At 46.1% G+C, this 19,453-nt stretch carries 15 protein-coding genes; 6 read left to right on the plus strand and 9 right to left on the minus strand.

All coding sequences use genetic code 11. The features are described 5' to 3' along the window. Window positions 1-24 precede the first annotated feature (24 nt). Genes R7Q48_RS21790 through pilM form a run of 4 tightly spaced genes read right to left on the minus strand, consistent with a single transcriptional unit; the run spans window position 25 to window position 2,691 of the window. A complete protein-coding gene (locus tag R7Q48_RS21790; RefSeq protein WP_005382766.1) occupies window positions 25-540 on the minus strand; it encodes a pilus assembly protein PilP in 516 nt (171 codons plus the stop codon). Continuing rightward, window positions 530-1,123: a type 4a pilus biogenesis protein PilO gene (locus tag R7Q48_RS21795; RefSeq protein WP_053350733.1), complete on the minus strand. Its 594-nt coding sequence runs from the start codon at window positions 1,121-1,123 to the stop codon at window positions 530-532. The genes R7Q48_RS21790 and R7Q48_RS21795 overlap by 11 nt, the downstream gene beginning before the upstream one ends. Beyond that, on the minus strand, window positions 1,116-1,691 hold the full coding sequence (locus R7Q48_RS21800) for a PilN domain-containing protein (RefSeq protein ID WP_005381323.1): 576 nt from the start codon (window positions 1,689-1,691) through the stop codon (window positions 1,116-1,118). Before R7Q48_RS21800 ends, R7Q48_RS21795 begins: the two co-directional genes overlap by 8 nt. Then, entirely contained in the window at window positions 1,675-2,691 is a 1,017-nt protein-coding gene (gene pilM / locus R7Q48_RS21805) for a type IV pilus biogenesis protein PilM (protein ID WP_005381324.1), read from the minus strand. Before pilM ends, R7Q48_RS21800 begins: the two co-directional genes overlap by 17 nt. Before the next feature lie 144 nt (window positions 2,692-2,835). Between pilM and R7Q48_RS21810 the strand changes: the two genes are divergently transcribed. Further along, on the plus strand, window positions 2,836-5,397 hold the full coding sequence (locus R7Q48_RS21810; protein WP_206958471.1) for a penicillin-binding protein 1A: 2,562 nt from the start codon (window positions 2,836-2,838) through the stop codon (window positions 5,395-5,397). Window positions 5,398-5,449: 52 nt separating this feature from the next. Here R7Q48_RS21810 and oxyR read toward each other — a convergent pair whose 3' ends face one another. After that, window positions 5,450-6,361: a DNA-binding transcriptional regulator OxyR gene (oxyR, locus tag R7Q48_RS21815; RefSeq protein ID WP_005381326.1), complete on the minus strand. Its 912-nt coding sequence runs from the start codon at window positions 6,359-6,361 to the stop codon at window positions 5,450-5,452. 169 nt (window positions 6,362-6,530) lie between these two features. On the opposite strand from oxyR, the gene R7Q48_RS21820 reads away from it, so the two are divergent. The 3 genes from R7Q48_RS21820 to R7Q48_RS21830 all read left to right on the plus strand — a co-directional run bounded on the left by R7Q48_RS21820 (window position 6,531) and on the right by R7Q48_RS21830 (window position 9,577). Further along, the gene (locus R7Q48_RS21820) at window positions 6,531-7,259 is read left to right on the plus strand and encodes a redoxin family protein (protein ID WP_005382781.1); all 729 of its coding nucleotides are present in this window, start codon (window positions 6,531-6,533) and stop codon (window positions 7,257-7,259) included. 191 nt (window positions 7,260-7,450) lie between these two features. Further along, entirely contained in the window at window positions 7,451-8,923 is a 1,473-nt protein-coding gene (locus R7Q48_RS21825; RefSeq protein ID WP_005382783.1) for a dihydrolipoyl dehydrogenase, read from the plus strand. Window positions 8,924-9,295: 372 nt separating this feature from the next. Beyond that, window positions 9,296-9,577 (plus strand): DUF3624 domain-containing protein, encoded by a 282-nt coding sequence (locus R7Q48_RS21830; RefSeq protein ID WP_017633527.1) that lies wholly within the window; start codon window positions 9,296-9,298, stop codon window positions 9,575-9,577. Between the two features lie 194 nt (window positions 9,578-9,771). On the opposite strand, the gene argH is transcribed toward R7Q48_RS21830, so the two are convergent. The 4 genes from argH to argC form a co-directional block, all read right to left on the minus strand. Next, the gene (gene argH / locus R7Q48_RS21835; RefSeq protein WP_017633526.1) at window positions 9,772-11,646 is read right to left on the minus strand and encodes an argininosuccinate lyase; all 1,875 of its coding nucleotides are present in this window, start codon (window positions 11,644-11,646) and stop codon (window positions 9,772-9,774) included. A gap of 242 nt (window positions 11,647-11,888) precedes the next feature. Next, on the minus strand, window positions 11,889-13,103 hold the full coding sequence (locus tag R7Q48_RS21840; RefSeq protein WP_017821738.1) for an argininosuccinate synthase: 1,215 nt from the start codon (window positions 13,101-13,103) through the stop codon (window positions 11,889-11,891). An 84-nt stretch (window positions 13,104-13,187) separates the two neighbouring features. Beyond that, window positions 13,188-13,979 (minus strand): acetylglutamate kinase, encoded by a 792-nt coding sequence (gene argB, locus R7Q48_RS21845; protein WP_005381333.1) that lies wholly within the window; start codon window positions 13,977-13,979, stop codon window positions 13,188-13,190. Between the two features lie 21 nt (window positions 13,980-14,000). Then, the gene (gene argC / locus R7Q48_RS21850; RefSeq protein WP_256903374.1) at window positions 14,001-15,005 is read right to left on the minus strand and encodes an N-acetyl-gamma-glutamyl-phosphate reductase; all 1,005 of its coding nucleotides are present in this window, start codon (window positions 15,003-15,005) and stop codon (window positions 14,001-14,003) included. Between the two features lie 144 nt (window positions 15,006-15,149). On the opposite strand from argC, the gene argE reads away from it, so the two are divergent. Next, window positions 15,150-16,286, plus strand: coding sequence for an acetylornithine deacetylase (gene argE / locus R7Q48_RS21855; protein WP_005381335.1), 1,137 nt, complete (start codon window positions 15,150-15,152; stop codon window positions 16,284-16,286). A 272-nt stretch (window positions 16,287-16,558) separates the two neighbouring features. Further along, window positions 16,559-19,192 carry a phosphoenolpyruvate carboxylase gene (gene ppc / locus R7Q48_RS21860; protein ID WP_005381336.1) on the plus strand — a complete coding sequence of 878 codons (2,634 nt, stop codon included), beginning with the start codon at window positions 16,559-16,561 and terminating at the stop codon, window positions 19,190-19,192. Window positions 19,193-19,453: the final 261 nt, after the last annotated feature.

Below are 19,453 nucleotides of genomic sequence, written 5' to 3' on the forward strand. Positions count from 1 at the left end.
ACTCAATATCAAAAATAAATGGGGCTATCTCAAAGCCAACTTAACTTTACGTTTTTGCCAACATCCTAAGCCGTCGGGCAACGTTTCATTAATCAACAAATAGGAGTGGCTGACATGGGTCACTTTGCCATTATTGCGTCCGAGGTATTGACCCGGCTTAACTTTATAGACGGTGCCATTGGGAGCCTGAACGAGGCCAGAAACCGTGTTATCCATGCCCATGACCCCTTTCAAACGTAATTGGCTTAATGGGAATTTTTCTAATTTGCCAGTTCGCCTTCTTGAGGGCGGTTGCCAACAATCTTTTCTTGCAACTGGCTGAGTCGCGATGGTGGCTTCTTTGGGTAATTCAAAGGGTGCACGCTGTACTTCCGGTGCGTACGTGACTGCAACATACTTGTCTGCGGGCTTAAGCTTCTCGACCTCTCGACGCGCCTGTGTTTCCACTCCTCGAATAAAATCCGTCAATGATTCATCATTCGCCTGGCAGCCCATCAATAGAGAACCCATCAGTACCAGCAACAAAGACTTACTTGTCATTTTTCGTCTCCTCCGGCTTAAACTGATAGGTATTAGCACGCACCCGAAAGTGCAGGGTTTCGCTCTCTTGGCTGACACGTTGCCAAGTCACATCTTTAAACGTGATGATTCGAGGTAGCGTCGCTATTGCCTGAGAAAAATGGCCGATGTCATGAAAGTCGCCCGTTAACTCTATGTTTAAAGGAAGACGATAAAGGAAGTGCTCTGATTGTTTTTCGCCCCAGTCGATTCGGGTGAAAGTCAGCTTATTGTCGATGCCAAGCTCATTCACTGAAGCGAGCATTGTAGCCAGCTCTTTTTGCGCAGGCAGTTGTTGCAGTAATAACTCGTAACGAGTGGTAAGTTCATCCAATTGAGATTGAAGCTGAGGCAACGCTGCCACTTTGTTCGCTTTGATCTTCAATGCCACCTTGAGTGTCTGCTCCTGCTGGATCAAGTGATTCAACTGTTCTTCTTTCGGTTTAAGGTAAAACCAATAACCTAAGCCTTGAATCACCATGATCAGAAGCGCGATTACCACAATTTGGGGCAACAATGGCCACTCGGCCATTTCATCTATTTCGAGATCCTGCCAATCAACCACGTTGAGCCTCCAATTTCTTCTCCGTTACTTTGAACATGAAAGACACTTTGAATGTTTGAAACTCTTTCCCAAAACGGGCTTTGCCGTGAACGATGGAATGCATTTCTACGTCGTTCAACTTGGCCGAGCGCTCCATGTTGTCCAGCATCGTGGCAAGTTTTGGAGTGCTATCTGAGATCCCAGAGATCTCAATTTCCAGATCATTCATTTTGATCTTGTCAACATATACACCTTCAGGGATAACGGCAGGCATTAAGTTCATGAACTCGGTCGTTTTGTTTCGTCCGTTTTGTAAACCTTCAACGACCTTTAGACGTTCGAGGATTTTGCTGTGCTCTTGCTCTGCAATTTTCATTGCTTCAATACGCTGGTCGAGTTCGGCAATGTAGTGAGTGAGGTAATCGAGCCGCTCCTGTTGTTGATCTTGTTGGTACTCAAAAAACTTTCCAATACCCCACTGGATGCCAACAGCGACCAACATGCCTAATGCGACCAAACTGATGAAACGACGTCGGTGCTCTTCTCTTTGATTCTCTCGCCAAGGAAGTAAATTAATGCGATAAAGCACGGGCGCCTCCTAGCCAATGAATGCCACGAACGGCCAGTCCGGCTGCTGTTGAGAAATGCTGCCAATCCACAGCACGACGCTTACGCTTAGACACCTTCATCTCAAATAGCCCTAGCGGATTTAGCAATTCACACTCTAACGACAATTGTTGAGACAACTCCTCTGCGAGCATGGGAGTGGAAGCCCCTTCCCCTGATAACCAGATACCCTTGATGTTTTGTGAGCCATTGATTGAGGTATAGAGCTGCATCTGGCGCTTTACTCGCTCTACGATTTGACGGTTAAACAGCTCTGTTTTCTCCTGAGCATCATCGGACAGAAAATCGACTGGAGAAGCGCTGTTTGCTCCGCGTGTGCCGTAAGCAAACTCTTTGTGAAACAGTTCACCTTGTTCGGTAAACATGGTGAAGGAGCTCGATAAGGTGCCAATATCGAGTAAGCAGTATTTGTTTTTGTCAGGAAAGCGATCGGCGGTGAGCTTCCAGATATGACCAAGGCTTTGCGAATGCACGTCCACTAAAACAGGTTTTAGTCCGGACTTTTGTAATGCATCGACTCGGCCTTCTACCACATCTTTTCTTGTCGCAAACACTTGATAGCTATCACTGCCACTCTGCCCGCCCTCAGCGCGAAGACGAACGAAGTCTAAACTCAGCTCTTCGACAGGGAATGGCGATTGATGAGAAAAGGCTTGTATCACTGCAAACTCAACTTCACTCTCTTCAAGATTTTGTTCTATTTGCAGTTTCTTGCTAATTACCGAGTTATCAGGAACTGAGATCGCAACTTTTTTAGCACCAAAAGGCAGTTCTTTTTTTATCTGCTTGAGGGTCTTTACAATTTCTTGATGATTTATGGTGTTATTTTCAGCGACAATACCTTCCTTTAGTAATATTTCTTTGTAACCCAACAGAGCGTAATTGTTGCCTGTGGGTTTAAGTACTACGGCTTTGAGGCTGTTATGGCCTATATCGATGCCGGTAACGATTAGCTTATCCATCTCTTACTCTCGCTCCGAAATTTCTTCGTGCAAAGGTTGTTATTAGCATCCAAATAAGAGTTAATATCTCTTATGTGCTAAATTTTTGACCTAAGAGTACAAGGGTTTGCCGTTACACAGCCTCAACCAATCAGGGATTCTCCGGTGAAGTTCATAAAGCGTTTATTATTTTTAACATTGATTTGCATAATTCTTGGAGTCACCACAATATTTGGCTTCTATCAGTACGTGAAGCCTGAATTGCCAGATGTTGCAACTCTAAAAGACGTTGAATTACAAACACCTATGAAGGTGTTTAGTCAAGACGGGAAGCTGATCGCACAGTTCGGTGAAAAGCGTCGTATTCCTGTTACTTATGACGAAATTCCTCAAGACTTAATTCACGCGCTCATCGCAACCGAAGATAGTCGTTTCTATGAGCATCCTGGTATCGACCCTATCGGCATCACTCGTGCAGCGGTTGTTGTTGCGGTTTCAGGCTCGGCTAAACAGGGTGCAAGTACGATTACGCAACAGCTAGCTCGTAACTTCTTCTTATCTAATGAGAAGAAGATCATGCGTAAGATTAAAGAGATTTTTATTGCTATCCATATTGAGCAGCTTTTAAGTAAGCAAGAAATCATGGAGCTTTATGTCAATAAAATCTTCCTTGGTTACCGCTCATATGGCTTTGGTGCTGCCGCTCAAGTGTATTTTGGCAAGAGCCTTGATGAATTGACGTTAAGTGAGATTGCAACACTCGCTGGTATGCCAAAAGCGCCATCAACCATGAACCCAATTTACTCTCTTGAGCGCGCAACAAAACGCCGTAACGTTGTATTAATGCGAATGCTTGATGAGAAATACATTACACAAGAGCAGTATGACGAAGCACGCAATGAGCCTATTGTGGCGCGTTATCATAGCGCTGAGATTGAGCTTTCCGCACCTTACGTAGCAGAGTTGGCTCGTGCATGGGCAGTAAAAGAATACGGTGAAGAAGAAGCTTATACCTCTGGCTTGAATATCTACATGACTGTGGATTCTAAACTGCAAGATGCTGCAAATACGTCTGCGGTAAATAACCTCTTGTCATACGATGAACGTCATGGCTACCGTGGTGCAGAAAGTGTGCTTTGGAAAGAAAGGGAAGCGGCCTGGGACAATGAGCAAATAGAAAAGCACCTGAAGAAACAGCCAACTTATGGTGACCTTTACCCTGCGGTTGTGACGAAAGTCGATGATAAGACGGCACAAGTATGGGTTAAGAACCATGAAGAGCAAACCATCCCTTGGACTGGAATGCACTGGGCGCGTAAGTACATTACTGATAACCGCCAAGGCTCAACACCAAAGTCAGCGCATGATGTGCTAGCGACAGGTCAACAAGTTTGGGTTCGCGAAGTAAGTGAAACCGATGAAGATGACAACACAACACTGAGCTGGAAACTGAGCCAAGTGCCGACAGCAAACACCGCGTTTGTTGCGATGAACCCAGAAAATGGCGCGATATTGTCGCTGGTTGGTGGTTTCAACTTTGTTCACAGCAAGTTTAACCGTGCAACCATGTCAGTGCGTCAGGTTGGTTCAAGTATCAAGCCTTTCATCTACTCGGCAGCAATTGACAAAGGGCTGACTCTAGCCACTTTGATTAACGATGCGCCGATCAACAAGTGGGATGCAGGTTCTGGTTCAGCTTGGCGACCAAAAAACTCACCACCGACTTATGGTGGTCCAACGCGTCTTCGCCTCGGCTTAGCTCAATCAAAAAACGTCATGGCAGTACGTACACTCCGTGAAGTTGGCCTCGAGGAGACACGTCAGTACCTTACTCGTTTCGGTTTTGATATTAACCAAGTACCGCGCTCAGAGACCATCGCACTCGGAGCTGGCAGCTTAACACCAATGAAAGTGGCACAAGGTTACTCTGTGTTTGCGAACGGTGGTTATTACGTTGAACCATTCTATGTAGAACGCGTGGAAGATGCATTCGGTGAAGTACTGTTTAAAGCCAATCCAAAGAGTGTTTGTCATAAGGATTGTCCACAAATGAGCGAGCAGCCAGAAAATCGCTACGCTGATGAATTTGGCGAACAAGACGTCGCAATTGACGGCCTTGCAACAGACAATGCCCTTGAAAATGATGAACCTCAATATGCACCGCAAGTTATCTCTGAACAGAATGCATTCTTAATGCGTGAGATGATGTACAGCAACATTTGGGGTGGCGGTAACTGGCGTGAAGGCACAGGTTGGAATGGTACAGGCTGGCGCGCGCAAAAACTTGGTCGTCGTGATATCGGGGGTAAAACGGGTACAACGAATGATTCCAAGGATGCTTGGTACAATGGCTATGGACCTGGTGTCGTTGCGATAGCTTGGGTTGGCTTTGATGATCACTCACGTGCACTTGGCCGCACCACTGTTAACAGCAACCTAGGGCAAGGCCAAATTTCTGGTGCCGAGTCGGGTGCGAAAACCGCAGAGCCTGCTTGGATTGACTTCATGCGTGTTGCGCTAGAAGGGACGCCGGAGCAAGGTAAAAATATTCCAGAGGATATTATTCGAGTTCGTATTGATCGCAACAGCGGTATGCTAACGCACAAGGTAGATAGCACATCAATGTTCGAATACTTTGAAAAAGGCACGGAGCCTACCGAATACGCTGGCGACCGTTTAGAAGATAGTATTTATTCTTCAGGTTCTGGCGCAGAAGAACTGTTCTAAATCACAAAAGCACAAGGGAGAGCATCAAGCTCTCCCTTTTTATTTCTGCTTTTTATGCTGCAGCATTCAATGATGGATAAGAAGCCAACACCTCTTTAATCTTCGCTGCTAAAGCTTCAAACCTAGCTCGTAATGGTGAGCCCGGACGGTATACGAGCACGATATTACGCGAGGGGGTTGGGTTAACAGCTGGTACGTAGCATACGCCATCTTTTTGCTTCTCATTAGGGATAGAAAGCTGAGGCAATAACGTAATCCCCGCACCGGCAGCAACCATGTTGCGTAACGTCTCCAAGCTGGTGGCTTTAAAACGCTCATCGTCTTTTGCACCAGCGGCAAAACAAAAACCTAACGCTTGATCTCGCAGACAGTGGCCGTCTCCCAACGCTAAAACGGTTTTACCATTCAGCTCCAACATATCAACATGGTCGAGAGAGGCCCACTCGTGGTCACATGGCACTGCGACACTTAATGGCTCTTGATACACTTCGATCTCTTTAAATGGCGCAGTTTCATCAACCGAAGCTAAAACTAAGCAATCTAGTTTACCTTCTTCCAATTGACGCACTAATTGATGTGTCTGAGCTTCGTGCAGAAATAGCTCCAGCTCAGGAAATGCTTCTTTTATCTGCGGCAGAATTTTGGGTAATAGATAAGGCCCAACCGTCGGGATGAAACCAATATGCATCGGTCCAGTCATGGCTCCGCTTTGACCGCTTGCCATATCTCTGAAGGTTTTCACTTCACTTAAGATGCGTTTAGCCTGCTCCACCAGCTGTAACCCTGAATCGGTAAACAAAACACGTCGGCTGCTTCGCTCTAAAAGCGTGGTCCCGAGTTCATCCTCTAGTTTACGAATTTGCCCACTCAGTGTTGGCTGACTAACAAAACATGCCTCTGCCGCTTTGCGAAAGTGCTTATGTTCCGCAAGTGCAACTAAGTACTCAAAATCTCGAATATTCATAATTCACGCTTCGCTTCTTTAACAATAGCTAATACCTATCAAAACCATAACACCAAACGATTAGAGCTATCAAAGGATTTTTACAATAATGGGCTCAACAAAACGAAACAGAGCGACGAAAAACGCTAAGCTCTATACGCATAATTTAAAATAGTTAAAGGAAATCATTATGTTTGTATCTAAAGAAGGTCAACAAGTCCCTCAAGTTACTTTTCCAGTTCGTCAAGGTGACTCTTGGGTGAATGTAACGACCGATGAGCTATTTAAAGGTAAGACCGTTATCGTATTTAGCTTACCGGGTGCATTTACTCCAACCTGTTCATCAAGCCATCTACCTCGTTACAACGAATTGTTCCCTGTATTTAAAGAGCACGGAGTGGATGAGATTATTTGTGTCTCGGTCAATGATACGTTCGTGATGAATGCATGGAAACAAGACCAAGAAGCAGAAAACATTACCTTCATCCCGGATGGTAATGGTGAATTCACCGATGGCATGGGTATGTTAGTGGATAAAAACGACATCGGCTTTGGCAAACGTTCATGGCGTTACAGTATGCTAGTAAAAGATGGCGTAGTGGAAAAAATGTTCATTGAGCCAAACGAACCAGGCGACCCATTCAAGGTGTCAGACGCAGATACGATGCTGAACTACATAGCGCCTGACTACAAAACGCAAGAATCCATCACTGTGTTCACTAAACCAGGCTGCCCTTTCTGTATGAAAGCGAAACAAAATCTGATTGACCACGGTCTTCAATATGAAGAAGTGATTCTGGGTAAAGACGCAACAACAGTTAGTCTACGAGCTATATCTGGTCGCACGACTGTTCCACAAGTCTTTATCGGTGGCAAGCACATCGGCGGTAGCGAAGAGCTAGAAGCGTATCTAGGCTAAGCTGTCCATAGCCTACACCCTCGGTCTCCGGTGCCTTTTGGCTCGGAGGCCAACCCTAAACCACTTCTTCTACTAGTCTAGATAAGTAGTCATCTACCAATAAGGTGACTACTTATCCAGATTCAACTATCCAATTCACTCTCCAAGCTCAATGTAGCTAGCTTGGCTTAAAACAAAAGCGAGAGTTCACGATGAAACAAGTTAATGTCGACGTAGCGGTTATTGGTGGCGGGACGGCTGGTCTTGGTGCTTATCGAGCAGCAAAAGCTCATACCAACAGCGTGGTAATGATTGAGGGCGGTCCCTACGGAACAACCTGTGCTCGTGTCGGATGCATGCCGTCTAAGCTGTTAATTGCGGCAGCAGAAAGTGTTCATCAAATCGAAAAAGCACCTGGATTTGGGATACACCCGCAAGGTGAAGTACGAATTAACGGACGAGAAGTTATGGATCGTGTAAAGCGCGAACGCGATCGTTTTGTTGGCTTTGTGCTTGAAAGTGTCGATGATATTCCCGCTGAAGACAAACTATCGGGCTACGCGAAGTTTGCCGATGACCACACTCTCATCATAGATGATCATACTCAGGTCACCGCACAGCGCATTGTTATTGCGACAGGATCTCGTCCAGCATATCCGGCAGCTTGGAATGAACTGGGTGATCGCCTAGTGATTAACGATGATGTATTTGACTGGGATGACTTACCAGAGTCCGTGGCAGTATTTGGCCCAGGAGTCATCGGCCTTGAATTGGGTCAGGCTTTACACCGCCTAGGAGTAAACGTGAAGCTCTTTGGCATTGGAGGACAAGTGGGCCCACTGACAGACCCAGAGGTGATGGCGTATGCAGATAAAGCCTTTAAGGAAGAGTTCTACCTTGATGCAGATGTAAAAGTCGAAAGCATGAAACGCATTGCTTCGTCAGACAATGACGGCGAAGACAAGGTCGAAATCCAATTCATCAACCATGATGGCGAATTAGAAACTTTCGTTGTCGATTACGTATTGGCTGCAACGGGTCGTCGTCCAAACGTAGATAAGCTGACGATCGAGAACACCAATGTGGCGCTCGATGAACGTGGCGTACCAACGGCGGATCACTATACATTGCAAACTTCGGTAGAGAGCATCTTCATCGCAGGTGATGCAAGTAACCAAATTCCACTGCTGCACGAAGCCGCTGACCAAGGCCGTATTGCTGGAGACAACGCAGGCCGTTTCCCAGATATTCGTGCGGGTCTGCGTCGCTCACCAATTTCAGCCGTGTTCTCCGACCCTCAAATTGCTATGGTTGGCGAAACATATAAACAACTAGAAACACGTCTAGGCACATGTGGATGTTTCGCAACCGGTGAAGTCTCGTTTGAAAATCAAGGACGTTCGCGCGTCATGCTTCGTAATAAAGGCATTCTGCATGTCTACGGAGAGCAAGGCACTGGACGTTTTTTAGGTGCAGAAATGATGGGCCCGAATGCAGAGCATCTTGCTCACCTTTTAGCATGGGCGCACCAAAATAGGATGACGATTTCTGAGATGTTAGATATGCCCTTCTATCACCCAGTGATTGAAGAAGGCGTCCGCACCGCTCTACGTGATTTGAATGCAAAACTACACTTAGGGCCAGAAATGGTGAAACATTGTCTTGACTGCGGCCCTGGCTGCTAACGCTTTCAGGCTTCTATCTAAATATAAAGCAAAGCCTCGTCATCAACGAGGCTTTGCTTTACTACTTCGGCGCAATGAAATCTCTCTTACGCTGCCATCATTGCATAGCGGCTGACCATACAAATCGCGACAACACCGATCATAAAGAACCCACCAGCGATACTCAGCGCAAGTTTCAACTCTGTCGACATCATTATATTTCCTGTTAAAGACTGACAGCGCACCATACATCAATTACGTGCCACAAAGCTTTTACAAAGCTAACTTTCCATTTTTGGTTGTGTCATGGCGATCTAAGCCCGTGTAAGAAACGCTTTCCACCATTTAGTTAGATATATAATCTGAAGCAACACTAATGGTTTGGAAAACACTATGACTTGTCGCCGCTGCGAAGAACATTGGTTTTGGAAAAAACTTGGACGTTGCCAACGATGCTTGGATCAATTGACGGTACTTTCTGTACTGTGTTGGATTGTATGGTGGTTTACGCTCAAAGATGATCCACAAAGCATCGAGTCGATCGCTTTGATCTTTGCCGGCTTCGCTTTCAACGTTTTGTTGTTTTTACACTTATGGATGCGTTTTGTCATCTTGCCTTGGCAGCGTCGACGGGGACAAAAAAAGGCGAATAAAAAAGAGAAAAGTGACAGATAGAAAAAAGCCCCAAAACCAATGTCAGTTCTGGGGCTCTCTTAGATTCTTCTAAGAAAAAGCAGTGGTACTTTAATAGACCGGGCTTCCTCTCAAAGGTTCCAAATTTTTTCGATTTTTTTAGCGAATACTGATGTAAGTAAACAGGAAAATGACTATGTCATTGAATGCTAATAAAATCACTCCACAACTTCAGTTCATGCCACATGCGTTTTTTGGATCACTTGCTCCATTAAATTGATCTCAAGCGCTACCTCATCACATGCATGTTGACGTGGGCACTGATCGCAATCTTTCAGAACTTTCTCCGGCAGTAATGACTTCGATGTCGGTAAAAAGCTTTGCTTCATAAAGAACTCAGGCGTTCGCGTTAGAACAAAGACTTTCTTGATCGCCATCTGGCGCGCTTTCTCAACCAAATAGTTCACAATCGCACTGCCCTGCCCTTGGCCTTGCCAGCCCGCTTCGATACCAAGAGAGCGTATTTCAGCCAACCCTGAGTCATACACATATAGAGAAGCGCAACCCGTCACTTCACCATGATGCTCAGCCACCGCGAAAGAGCCAATATCTCTCACGAGCTCATTACGAGAGCGCGGAAGATTCTCACCAAGGTTCGCCCAGTAAGCAACCATACCTTCCAACGTTTCAATGTCCGTCAAACGTGCAGGACGCACTTTCACCGCCGAGCTGTCACGCTGGCTCAGGCGCTTATCCGCTTGTTCTACCGCGTAAGCGACCTGGTGAGGCGAAACACCCCCCAAAGCACAACGCTTTTCCAAACACGAATCGATAGTCAGAATGTCATACACATCATCTTCAATCACCTCAGAGAAGGCTTTTAGCTCTTGCAGAGACAATTCTTCCAGCGCACAGCCTTTAGCAATAGCACCAACGACCGCGACACCGACGATGTGGTGAGCTTCACGGAATGGGATGCCTTTCGCCACTAGGTAATCAGCCAACTCAGTCGAGTTTGCGTAACCTTGTTTCGCCGCTTCTAGTGTGCGCTCGCCATTCACTTTAATACCGTCAAAACACAGAGCTGCCATTTCCATGCAGTCGTTCCATGTATCTAAAGCGTCAAACAACCCTTCTTTATCTTCCTGCATGTCTTTGTTGTACGCCAATGGCAAGGCTTTAACTGTCATCATCATGCTCGATAATGCGCCATAGACACGCCCTGTCTTACCACGGATCAACTCAAGTGCATCTGGGTTTTTCTTCTGTGGCATTAATGACGAACCAGATGTCACCGTATCCGCTAACTCAATGAAGTTTGACTCGCCTGAATTGTAGAAGATCATATCTTCTGCAAGACGAGAAAGGTGAAGCATAGAAATCGACGCCACCGACATCAGTTCCATCACATGATCACGATCTGAAACCGAATCGAGTGAATTACGCGTAGCACGGTGGAAACCGAGATTATGTGCTAATTGTTCGCGATCAATCGGATAAGCCGTTCCCGCTAACGCACCCGAGCCAAGTGGACAAGTGTCGAGACGCTGTAAGGCATCATTCAGACGAGAGTAGTCACGCTCGAACATTTCAACATAAGCCAAGCACCAGTGAGCAAAGGTTACAGGTTGAGCACGCTGAAGATGAGTATAGCCTGGCAATACGGTGCCTTGGTGCTGTTTAGCAACATGGACCATTTGTGCTTGTAGGCGATCTAAAGCAATCAATAATTGCTGACCTTGCTGACGACACCAAAGTTTCAAGTCTGTGGCGACTTGGTCATTACGAGAACGCCCAGTGTGGAGTTTTTTACCTAAATCTCCCACTTTACTGATTAGCTGCTGCTCAACCCAAGAGTGGATATCTTCTGCATCAGAGCGAAGAATTTGGTGAGGGTCTTCCATCACTTCTAACTTCAGCTCATTTAAAGCAAGTTCCAGTTTTTGCTGTTCTTCTGCCGATAGCACATCAACAGAAAGCAGAGCTTTAGACCATGCGATTGAACCTACGATGTCTTGCTCAGCCAATCGGTAGTCAAAACGCAACGAATCATTGAACTCTTTAAATCTGGTGTCTGCCGCTTGGGTAAATCTTCCGCCCCATAATGCCATTGCGTCTCTCCTGATGACTATTGCTTACTCTAACGTTCTCGAATGAGTAGTAACCAATTTGATGGTCATTTGCTCACTTTTTCTTATGGGTCAACGTTACGGCAATTTCGATAAAAAATAAAGTATAAATTCAATATTTTTACATATATATTCAAGACAAATTTAGGTACCCGCTTTTAGAAACCAAAAGACCCGCCTATAAATGGCGGGTCTTTATTCAATCCAAAATGGATGTTAAGGGATTATTTCTTCTGGCTGTTCAATGCACGAATACGGCTTGATAGCGAGTAAAGACGGATGAACCCACCTGCATGGCTTTGGTCGTAAACTTCATCTTCACCAAAAGTCGCGAACTCTTCTGAATACAAGCTGTTGTCAGAACGTTTTTGCGTCACTGTCGCTTGACCTTTGTAGAGCTTAACAACCACTTCACCGTTAACGTCTTGCGCTAGCTCTTCTGAAGCGGCAAGGATCGATTTACATAGTGGCGTAAACCAACGGCCATCGTATACAAGGTGAGACGCTTTTAGACCTAGCTCCTCACGGAATTCGAATGATGATTTGTCTAGCACAAGCTGCTCTACAGCACGCAGCGCTTCCATCATGATGGTGCCTCCCGGTGTTTCATAACAACCACGAGACTTCATCCCAACAAGACGGTTTTCCACGATATCGATACGGCCAACACCGTGCTTAGCGCCCTTCTCGTTTAGGTAAACCAGTGCGTTGTATGGTGTCATCGCTTCACCATCAACTTCGACCACTTCACCTTTTTCTACTTTCAGCGTGACGTATTCCGCTTCATTTGGCGCTTGCTCTGGGTCGACAGTCCACACCCAGCAGTCTTCGTTTGGTGCGTTCCACGTATCTTCTAAAACGCCGCCTTCCGTCGAAATGTGCCATGCGTTTGCATCACGTGAATAGATCTTAGTAAGAGACGCAGAGCAAGGAATATTACGCTCAGCGAGGTAATCCAAACACTCTTCACGACTCACTAGGTCCCACTCACGCCAAGGTGCAATCACTTGTAAGTCCGGTGCTAGTGCTGCGAATGCGCCTTCGAAACGTACTTGGTCGTTACCTTTACCTGTACAGCCATGACACAGAGCGTCCGCGCCCACTTTACGTGCCACTTCAACCTGCGCTTTGGCAATGATTGGACGCGCCATTGATGTACCTAGCAGGTACTTACCTTCGTAGTACGCGCCAGTTTTTAGCGTTGGGTAAATGTAGTCTGCGACCATTTCTTCTTTCAAGTCAGCGATGTAGCACTCAGAAGCACCAGAGGCTTTTGCTTTCGCTTCAATGCCTTCTAGCTCTTCGGCACCTTGACCAACATCGGCAACGAAAGCCACTACTTCACAGTCGTAGTTCTCTTTTAGCCACGGGATAATTACTGAAGTATCTAGACCGCCTGAGTATGCGACTACCACTTTATTTACGTTCACTTTGCTCATGTTTTTTCTCCAAACTTAACTGGCGCTGCGCTCGGCGGTCAGTGCCAACTACGACTTCCTAATATTGAATTCTTTTGCTGATGCTTATTGAGGCAAGAATTGAGTACCAATACTTTCACCAGCGAATAACTGTGCTAATTTTTCTGGGTAACGCCAGGTCGCGACTTCAATTGGACGGCCAAGATCATTGGCGGCCTCCAAAGCGGCTTTAACTTTGACGATCATGCCATCGGTGATCACATGTCCATCGATCAACGAGTTAGCTTGCTGCTCTGACAGGGTTTTGATCAAATGGCCTTTTCCATCTAGTACACCACTCACGTCTGATAACAGGACTAACTCCGCATCTAATGCGCCCGCAACCGCGACTGCTGCTTGATCAGCATTCACATTCATCATCTGGCCATCTTTAGTTAAACCAATTGAACTGATGATCGGCAGTGCACCTGTGTTTAGCACCGCTTGTAATAGTGCTGAGTCACCCGGTGATGCTTTGCCTACCGCGCCGAGTTCTGGGTCAAGTTCTTCAACAAGACACAAACCACCATCCGCAAGGCTAAGGCCCACAGCGTTAAGACCGTCCGCAATCGCTTGACCTTGAAGTAACTTATTCGCAGTGCCTGCAAGCGCGCCTGCAATCACAGGAATTTGATCGTAAGGCGTTACGCGTAAACCGTTTTTCTTTACGGTTTCAAGCTGAAGCTTTGCCATCAACTCATCAACTAGGTAGCCACCGCCATGAACGATGGCGATTTGTCGCTGTGCCGATTTTTGGTAAGCCGCAATGGCACCAAAAAGTTGGCTTAAGGTTTGAGTGCATGATAGAGCTGCACCACCTAGCTTAATGACTAAAGGAGCTTGATTGGTTTGCGTCATCGCATTTCCCTCTTTCAACGACTACAGCAACGCTGTCAGTTCTGGGTAACCGTAATGAATATTGAGACATTGCATCGCTTGACTCGATGCACCTTTAAGTAGGTTGTCGATAGCTGAAATCACAATGATGTGTTCGCCTTGTACCTTCCAGCCGATATCACAGAAATGGGTATTTTCGACATCCTGAATACGTGGAATACCGTCGCCTTTAAGACGCACCGCAGGCTTGCCTTGATAAGCTTGTTCAAACGCCTGTGCCACTTGTGCTTCTGTCACACCTTGCGCAAGCTTCATGGTGATAGTGGCAAGAATGCCGCGTTTAAAGTTGCCGAGGTGCGGAGTAAAAATCACATCGCAACCCAAGTGCTGAGCAATCTCTGGCTGGTGACGATGGTTAAATACACCATAAGGTTGCAAGCTCACTTCACAGAAGCTGTTAACCATGGAGGCTTTACGCCCTGCACCTGATACACCACTGGTTGCGTTGATCACTGGCCATTGGTTGGTATCGAGCAACGCATGTTCTAATAAAGGTTTGATTGCAAGCTGTGAAGCGGTTGGGTAGCAACCTGCTACTGCAATCAAAGGAGTGGTTTTTATTGATTCTTGGTTCCACTCTGCTAAGCCGTATGCTGCTTTATCTAGCCAGTTGTTATGTTGATGTTCGAAGCCATAAAAAGTGTCGTAAAAGCCTTCACTTTTCACACGGAATGCACCCGATAAATCGAATACCTGACAGCCTGCCTCCAAGAAAGTTGGGGCTAAATCATGGCTGACTTCGTGAGCCGTTGCCAAAAACACCACGTCCGATTCTTGAGCGATTTGCAGTGGATCCGTTAGTGGTAAAACTGGCATATCAATGATGCCCGCTAGCTTACCGTGCAGCTGCGCGATGCTCTTTCCCGCATCAACACTGTTGGCGGAAACGTATAAACCTGATAGCGTGAGTTGTGGGTGTTTATTAACCATTAACGCTAACTCTGCGCCGGTGTAACCGCTGGCTCCAATAATCGTGGTTTTTAGCATTGTGTAACATCCATATACTTAAAGGCTCAAATGACTATTCATATTTAATTTTTGCTTTATTTTGATTTTTTATTCATTAAATATGATTTAATATGTGTTTTACATTTTTGTGGTCTGTCTGTCAACAGGAGATTTGAAGAATCCATGCAATTACCAACTTTTCTAGAGGTCTATGAAGGACTCATCAGCACCTCTTCTATCAGCTCCACGGATCCGAGCTGGGATCAGGGCAATGCAAAAGTCATCGAAAAACTCGCATCTTGGTTTAAAGATCTGGGTTTTAGCGTTGAAGTGATCGAAGTCGAGCCAGGCAAGCACAATATGATCGCACGTATGGGTGAGGGTGAAGGTGGCCTTTTACTTGCTGGCCATAGTGATACCGTGCCATTCGATCAAGGGCGATGGAATTTCGATCCGCATAAACTGACGGAAAAAGACAACCGCTTCTACGGTTTAGGCACAGCAGACATGAAAGGCTTTTTCGCCTTTATTTATGAAGCAGTGAAGAAAGTCGATTGGAGCAAGCAGAGCAAACCACTCTACGTATTAGCCACTTGTGACGAAGAGACCACCATGTTGGGCGCGCGACATTTCACAGCAAACGCCCCATTTAAGCCGGATTACTGCATCATTGGTGAACCCACCAGCCTTGTACCAATTCGAGGTCATAAAGGGCATGTGGCAAATGCCATTCGCGTAACAGGCAAGTCCGGTCACTCATCGGACCCAGCGCTTGGCGTTAACGCTATTGAGATCATGCATGAAGTCATGTTCGCCATGATGCAACTGCGTGACAAATTGATTAAAGAATATCACCATCCGGGTTTTGCCATTCCAAGCCCTACCCTAAATCTTGGACACATTCACGGTGGTGACAGCGCTAACCGTATTTGTGGTTGCTGTGAGCTGCATTACGACGTGCGTCCTCTTCCCGGCATTAGCCTTGATGGTTTAGAGAACATGTTGCGCGGAGCATTAAAAGAAGTCGAAGCGAAATGGCCTGGGAGACTGGAGATTATTCCATTGCATGAGCCTATTCCGGGTTACGAATGCCAGCATGACCACCCATTTATTGGTGGTGTTGAAGAGATTTGCCAAACTAGTTCAGAAACCGTGAACTACTGTACTGAAGCACCATTTCTACAGCAGTTGTGTCCAACCTTGGTGCTCGGCCCTGGGTCAATCGACCAAGCCCATCAACCGGATGAGTTTCTATCCTTCGACTTTATCGACCCCACAATTGATGTGCTTTCAAAGGCGATGGTCAAGTACTGCTGTTAATACGCGTTTAAGCTCGAAAGTCTGTGCAGCTCGATTGAGCTGCATCTTTTTATCTTCACAATTTAGCGCTAGTCTTAACACTTATTTAACTTGTTATTTTGTAATTAATTTTCACTTCTTACTCTATGGCTGCCGTAAATTTGCTCTAAATCAGGAGACAGCGGAATAATTGCAAACTTAGTCTGCTTTATTTGACTATAACTGGTGCTTTTCGCTAGATTGGAGTCTTAACAAGGACAATGGATGTAGTTTTTTTACGAGGCAGGACGACAATGAACGAGAAATACGCCGCACTCAAAAGTAATGTGCGCATGTTAGGCCACTTATTGGGTAACACCATTCGCGATGCCCATGGCGAAGAAATCTTCGAGAAAGTGGAAACCATTCGTAAATTATCCAAATCAGCTCAAGCAGGGAATCAAGCAGACAGGGACAGCTTGATCGAAGAAATCAAACATCTACCTGATGAGCAGCTAACGCCCGTTACTCGCGCGTTTAACCAATTTCTAAACCTCACCAATATCGCTGAGCAATACCACACGATTTCACGCCATTGTGAAGAGCACATTTGCGAACCAGACGCGATTAACTCGCTGTTTTCTAAACTGGTACAAAACGATGTGAGCAAACTGGACACTGCTCAAGCGGTTCGTGATCTGAATATTGAATTGGTATTGACGGCTCACCCAACAGAAATTACGCGCCGTACGATGATCAACAAACTGGTCAAGATAAACGAGTGCTTATCAAAGTTGGAGCTAAGCGATCTTTCTTCTAAAGAGCGCAGAAAAACCGAACGCCGCCTAGAGCAACTGATTGCCCAAGGCTGGCATTCAGACGTGATTCGACAACAACGCCCTACTCCGTTGGATGAAGCAAAGTGGGGCTTTGCGGTCGTTGAAAACTCTCTATGGGAAGCAGTACCGGACTTCCTACGTGAGATGAATGACCGTCTAAAATCTTACCTTGGAGAAGGTTTACCCATTGATGCTCGCCCAGTGCACTTCTCCTCTTGGATGGGCGGTGACCGTGACGGTAACCCGTTTGTTACTCACAACGTTACGCGTGAAGTCTTACTATTGTCTCGTTGGAAAGCCGCCGATCTTTATCTCAATGACATCAACGAGTTGATCAGCGAGCTGTCTATGACAGTTTCAAACGATCAAGTCCGTGAACTTGCTGGCGAAGATCAGCACGAACCATACCGTGCGATCCTGAAGCAATTACGCACTCTGCTCAATGAAACCAAAGATATTCTCGATGCTAAGATCCACGGTCAAAAACTGGCCGTTAAAGCCCCACTGCAAAAAGTCGAGCAACTTTGGGAACCGCTGTATGCCTGCTACCAGTCACTAAACGAATGTGGCATGGGTGTAATAGCCAACGGCTCACTACTGGATACACTACGCCGCGTAAAAGCATTTGGTATCCATCTTGTACGTCTTGATATCCGCCAAGAGAGCACGCGTCACTCAGACGTCTTGTCTGAACTAACTCGCTACTTAGGTATTGGTGATTACGAACAATGGAGTGAGCAAGATAAGATTGCTTTTCTAACTAACGAGCTGGCATCTAAACGTCCGCTTCTCCCTCGTGATTGGGAACCGTCTGAACCCGTCAAAGAGGTTTTGGATACCTGCAAGATTGTTGCAGCACAACCGCGTGAAGCGTTTGGCGCTTACGTTATTTCAATGGCACGTACCGCCTCTGACGTACTAGCCGTTCATCTACTGCTACAAGAAGCAGGTTGCCCTTACCGCATGGATGTGTGTCCTCTGTTCGAAACGCTAGACGATTTGAACAACGCAGAATCGGTCATTAAGCAGCTTATGGGGATTGACCTTTACCGTGGTTTTATCCAAAACCACCAGATGGTCATGATTGGTTACTCTGACTCAGCGAAAGATGCAGGTGTTATGTCTGCTGGTTGGGCTCAGTATCATGCGATGGAATCGTTAGTTAAAGTGGCTGAAGAAGAAGGCGTTGAGCTAACTCTATTCCATGGTCGTGGGGGCACAGTCGGTCGCGGTGGTGCGCCTGCGCATGCTGCGCTTTTGTCGCAACCACCAAAAAGCTTGAAAGGCGGTTTACGTGTAACAGAGCAAGGCGAGATGATCCGCTTTAAACTGGGACTCCCAGATGTCGCAGTAAACAGCTTTAACCTATATGCAAGTGCGATTCTGGAAGCCAACTTGTTACCGCCACCAGAGCCAAAACAAGAATGGCGCGACTTGATGGAAGTGCTATCAGAAGTAAGCTGTGAGTCTTACCGAAATGTGGTTCGTGGCGAGCCAGATTTCGTGCCTTACTTCCGCCAAGCAACACCAGAACTCGAACTCGGCAAGTTGCCACTTGGTTCTCGTCCTGCAAAACGAAACCCTAAGGGCGGAGTAGAGAGCTTACGTGCAATCCCGTGGATCTTCTCATGGAGTCAAAACCGTTTGGTACTTCCTGCATGGCTAGGCGCAGGTGAAGCGATTCAATACTCGATCGATAAAGGCCACCAAGCATTGCTCGAAGAGATGTGCCGCGAATGGCCGTTTTTCTCTACTCGTCTCGGCATGCTAGAGATGGTGTACTCGAAGTGTAATATTGATATCTCTCGCTACTACGATGAGCGATTGGTGGATGAGTCGCTCCGTCCACTCGGTGAAAAACTTCGTGCTCAGCTTCAAGAAGACATCAAAGCGGTACTGAATGTAGAGAACAACGAAAACTTGATGCAGCATGACCCTTGGGGACTCGAGTCGATTCGCTTACGCAATATCTACGTTGAGCCATTGAATATGCTACAAGCAGAGCTACTATACCGCACGCGTCAAACCGAAGAAGCTTCTGCAAACTTGGAAGAAGCGTTGATGGTGACGATTGCTGGTATTGCTGCTGGTATGCGTAACACAGGCTAATCATTTCATTTTTAATAAAAAGCTGGGCAAATGCTCAGCTTTTTTTTATCACAGGATAATCTCACCAAAACAAAAGCAGTCAAATAAACCATAATAGACCCAAAAAATACCAAAATAAAAGAACAAAAAACCACAAGTTAACACTATTGATTATTATGTTAGTTTTTTAGGGTAATTTTGTCCTACTATTCCACTTCATGCTTATTATTTATATACTACTTGCCTGCTGAGAGCTCATAAATCCAATCATACCTGCTCCAG

This window comes from Vibrio sp. 378 (assembly GCF_033339435.1).